The 3,484-nt window shown below is 65.6% G+C and carries 3 protein-coding genes; 1 reads left to right on the top strand and 2 read right to left on the bottom strand.

Going from position 1 to position 3,484, the window contains the following annotated elements; all coding sequences use genetic code 11:
• Positions 1 to 655 (bottom strand): helix-turn-helix transcriptional regulator (locus EN742_RS28435; protein ID WP_148670313.1); only part of this gene is annotated, 655 nt, incomplete at its 3' end.
• 114 nt (positions 656 to 769) lie between these two features.
• Here EN742_RS28435 and EN742_RS28430 point away from each other — a divergent pair.
• Positions 770 to 1,627: an ATP/GTP-binding protein gene (locus tag EN742_RS28430; protein WP_127405726.1), complete on the top strand. Its 858-nt coding sequence runs from the start codon at positions 770 to 772 to the stop codon at positions 1,625 to 1,627.
• A 44-nt stretch (positions 1,628 to 1,671) separates the two neighbouring features.
• Here the strand turns inward: EN742_RS28430 and EN742_RS28425 are convergent, their stop codons facing one another.
• Positions 1,672 to 3,375 (bottom strand): SulP family inorganic anion transporter, encoded by a 1,704-nt coding sequence (locus EN742_RS28425; RefSeq protein ID WP_127405725.1) that lies wholly within the window; start codon positions 3,373 to 3,375, stop codon positions 1,672 to 1,674.
• Between the last annotated feature and the right edge of the window lie 109 nt (positions 3,376 to 3,484).

Below are 3,484 nucleotides of genomic sequence, written 5' to 3'. Positions count from 1 at the left end.
CCTCCGGTGTCGTGTGCTGGTCGTGATGGGCAAGCAGTTTTGCGCGCTCCGCCAGCTCTTCCGCCTCGCGCCGCACCATCTCCGCCGTCTCAGGCCGCATCCGCCGCGAGAAGCTGACGAAACTCGCCTCGCGCTCCAGATGGGTGATCGCCCAGCCGATGAAATTCTTGTTGGTCGTCTCGAATAGCGGCCTCAGCGGCCCGTCGAAATTCCACTGGATCGGCGTCTCGACCAGCAGCCGCGCCGAAAGCCCGCGGCCGATCTCGACAAGGCCGAGCTCTTCCAGGTCGCGCAGATAGAGGAACATAGAGGCCTCGCTCAACCCTTGAGAACGCATGATGCCCTGGGGTGTGAACTTCTCCGAGAGCATGATGAAGACGAACAGCAGCGCCGGCCGTGCAGAAAGTTTGCGCTCGATCTCCGGCGCGACATGGTTGGCGGGCCCCGGCCCCCTGTTCATCGATCCCAGCACGTTCTCCAGCTCGACCTCGGCGGCGGCGCAGATCTCGACCAGGCGGCCGAGCTTGCAGTTCTTCTCATGGAAGACACGCTTCACCGTCGGCTCGGAAACACCCATGCGCTCGGCCAGCATGCGATAGGTCAGGCCCTTCGCCCTCAGCGTGCGTTTCAGCGCCTCGAAGATCGGAGCGTTCATGGAATGCACCTCGCCAGCGCGAATTCGTATCGATTTGTGATACTAGCTGGAAGAGGCCTTCCGGAAAAGTATCAAAAACCCTAGCTCTCCGCCGTCATCACAGGAGACCAGGCCATGAAGACCCTCATCGCTTCGACCATCTTCGCTATCGCCGGCATTGCGCTGACTTCAGTCGCCGAGGCCGGCGAAATCTGGCGCGCCACCGGCTTCGAGCAGCCGGAATCGGCGCTCTTCGATGCCGCCAACAAGCGCATCATCGTCTCCAACATCGTCGGCAATCCCGGCGCGGCCGACGGCAACGGCTACCTGTCGGTGCTGTCGCTCGACGGCAAGGTCGTCACGCAGCACTGGACCGACGGCATGGATGCGCCCAAGGGCATGGCGATCTCGGGCGGCAAGCTCTATGTCGCCGACATCACCAGGGTCCGCGTCGTCGATCTCTCCAGCGGCAAGCTGATCACAAGCGTCGACGTGCCGGACGCCGTCTTCCTCAACGACATGACGGCCGACAGCGCGGGCAAGGTCTATGTCAGCGACATGCTGGCCGACGCGATTTACCGCATCGACAGCGACACACCGAAACTGTTCGTCAAGGACGCCGCGCTTGCCTCGCCCAACGGCGTCTTCGCCGACGGCGGCAGGCTGATCGTCGCGTCCTGGGGCAAGGGTATCAAACCTGACTTCAGCACCGCCGAGCCCGGCGGCCTGCTTGCGGTCGACCTCGCCACCAGGACGGTTTCGCAATTACCCGGCGCGGAAAAGTTCGCCGACCTCGACGGCGTCGTCGCCATCGGCGACAGCATCTACGCCACCGCCTACATGACCGGCACGCTCTACCGCTATCACGGCGGTGGCAAGCCTGAGGTGGTCGCCACCTTCAAGCCGGGCAGCGCCGACATCGGCGCCGATGGCAAAACCATCTTCGTGCCGCTGATGAACGAGGGCGAGGTCGCCGCGCTCAGCCTCGATTGAAGCCGTCGGGCGGTCGGCTCGCGTTGAGGCCGCCCGCTCAGCGATCAGGCGGCGGGCGCCTTGAGCTGCCCCTGCGCATCGCGGATCGAGGCGGCGTAGGTGACCAGCGGCCGCTTGACGCCGTGGTTGATCAGCATGCGCCGCGTCTGCGGCGCGGCGCCGGCGATGATGAAGCGCACGCCGGCGCGCTTGGCCTTGTGCGCCGCGCCCTCGATGACGTTGGCCGCGGTGGAATCGAAGAACGGCACCGCCGAACAGTCGAGGATGAAGTTCTTCCTCTGATCGGCGATGCGGTCGAGCACGGTGCCGACGGTCGAGGCGGCGCCGAAGAAGAAGGCGCCCGAAATGCGGTAGACGACAGTGTCGGCATCGCTCGCCTCGCTGGAATCATAGGCAGTGGCGCGGTCGGCGACGTCCTCCGGCACCAACGGCTGGTCGGCCTCGACGGCGATCGATTTGGCCATGCGATCGATGAACAGGATCGAGCCCAGCGCGAAGCCGACGACGATGCCTTCGGTGAGGTCGCGGAAGATGACGATCAGGAACGTCGCCATCAGCACCAGCGCATCGCCTGACGAGCTTCTGAGCAGCGTGGCGAAGGCCTGTTTCTCGAACATGTTCCAGCACACCACCGCCAGCACGCCGGCAAGGGCGGCGAGCGGGATGTAGCTGGCGAGCGGCGCCGCCACCAGCATCAACGCCAAGAGCATCGCCGAATGCAACATGCCCGAGACCGGACCGTGCGCGCCGGCCCGCACGTTGGTGGCGGTGCGGGCGATCGTGCCGGTGGCGCAGATTCCGCCGAACAGGGCCGACGCTATGTTGGCGAAACCTTGCGCCACCAATTCGCAGTTGGAGCGGTGGCGGCGGCCGGTCATGCCGTCGGCGACCACGGCAGACAGCAGCGATTCGATCGCGCCGAGCAGGGCAAAGGCGATCGCGTCCGGCAGCACGTCGACCATCCTGTCGAGACTGAGCGGCGGCAGGGCCGGCCATTGCAGGCTTCGCGGGATGCCGCCAAAGCGCGTGCCGATCGTTTCGGCCGGCAGTGAAAACAGCGCCACGACGAGTGAGGCCAGCCCGATGGCGACCAGCATCGCCGGCCATTTCGGCCGCCAGCGCTTGAGGAGGACGATGGTCGCGATGGTAAGCACCGCCACGAAGGTCGCGGCCGGGTTGATCGTGCCGGCCGCCTCGCTGAGCGCCATCAGCTTCGGCACCAGCGGCCCCGGCTCCTTGCCGGCGAGCTTCAGCCCGAACAGCTCGGTGATCTGGCCGGAGAAGATGATGACGGCAATCCCCGCGGTGAAGCCGACGGTCACCGGATACGGGATGAACTTGATATAGGTGCCGAGCCTGAGGTAGCCGATGGCGAGCAGGAAGACGCCGGCCATAATCGTCGCCAGCAGCAGACCGTCGACGCCCACACGCGCCACCGTCGCCGCCACCAGCACGATGAAGGCGCCCGCCGGCCCGCCGATCTGGAAGCGGCTGCCGCCGAGCGCCGAAATGATGAAGCCGCCGACGATCGAGGTGTAGAGGCCGCGCTCTGGTGTGACGCCGGATGCGATCGCGATCGCCATCGACAGTGGCAGCGCCACGATGGCAACCGTCAGTCCGGCAATGGCATCGGCCCTAAAATGTGCAGCCGTGTAGCCCTCGCGCAGCACCGTCACCAGCTTCGGTGTGAACAGTTCGGCAAATGTCGGCCGTGCCGGTTGATGGGTTGCCCGCCTGGTTTGATCCATGGACTGCCTTCCACTCCTGAAAGGCGGCGGGATCGTCGGCAGGGATGTCGGCGGTCGCCGTCGCGACTTTAGAGCGAAGCGCGTCCAAATCGGACGCACAAGATATGCT

Origin of the sequence: Mesorhizobium sp. M4A.F.Ca.ET.020.02.1.1, from assembly GCF_004022645.1 — a bacterium.
In the GTDB taxonomy this organism is placed as follows: Bacteria; Pseudomonadota; Alphaproteobacteria; order Rhizobiales; family Rhizobiaceae; genus Mesorhizobium.
The sequence above is the reverse complement of the archived record's forward strand: the minus strand, read 5'-3'. Positions and strand labels throughout refer to the sequence as shown.

Coding starts and splice junctions, on each gene's coding strand:
- EN742_RS28430 (WP_127405726.1), top strand. CDS start 770: ATGAAGACCCTCATCGCTTCGACCATCTTCGCTATCGCCGGCATTGCG.
- EN742_RS28425 (WP_127405725.1), bottom strand. CDS start 3,375: ATGGATCAAACCAGGCGGGCAACCCATCAACCGGCACGGCCGACATTT.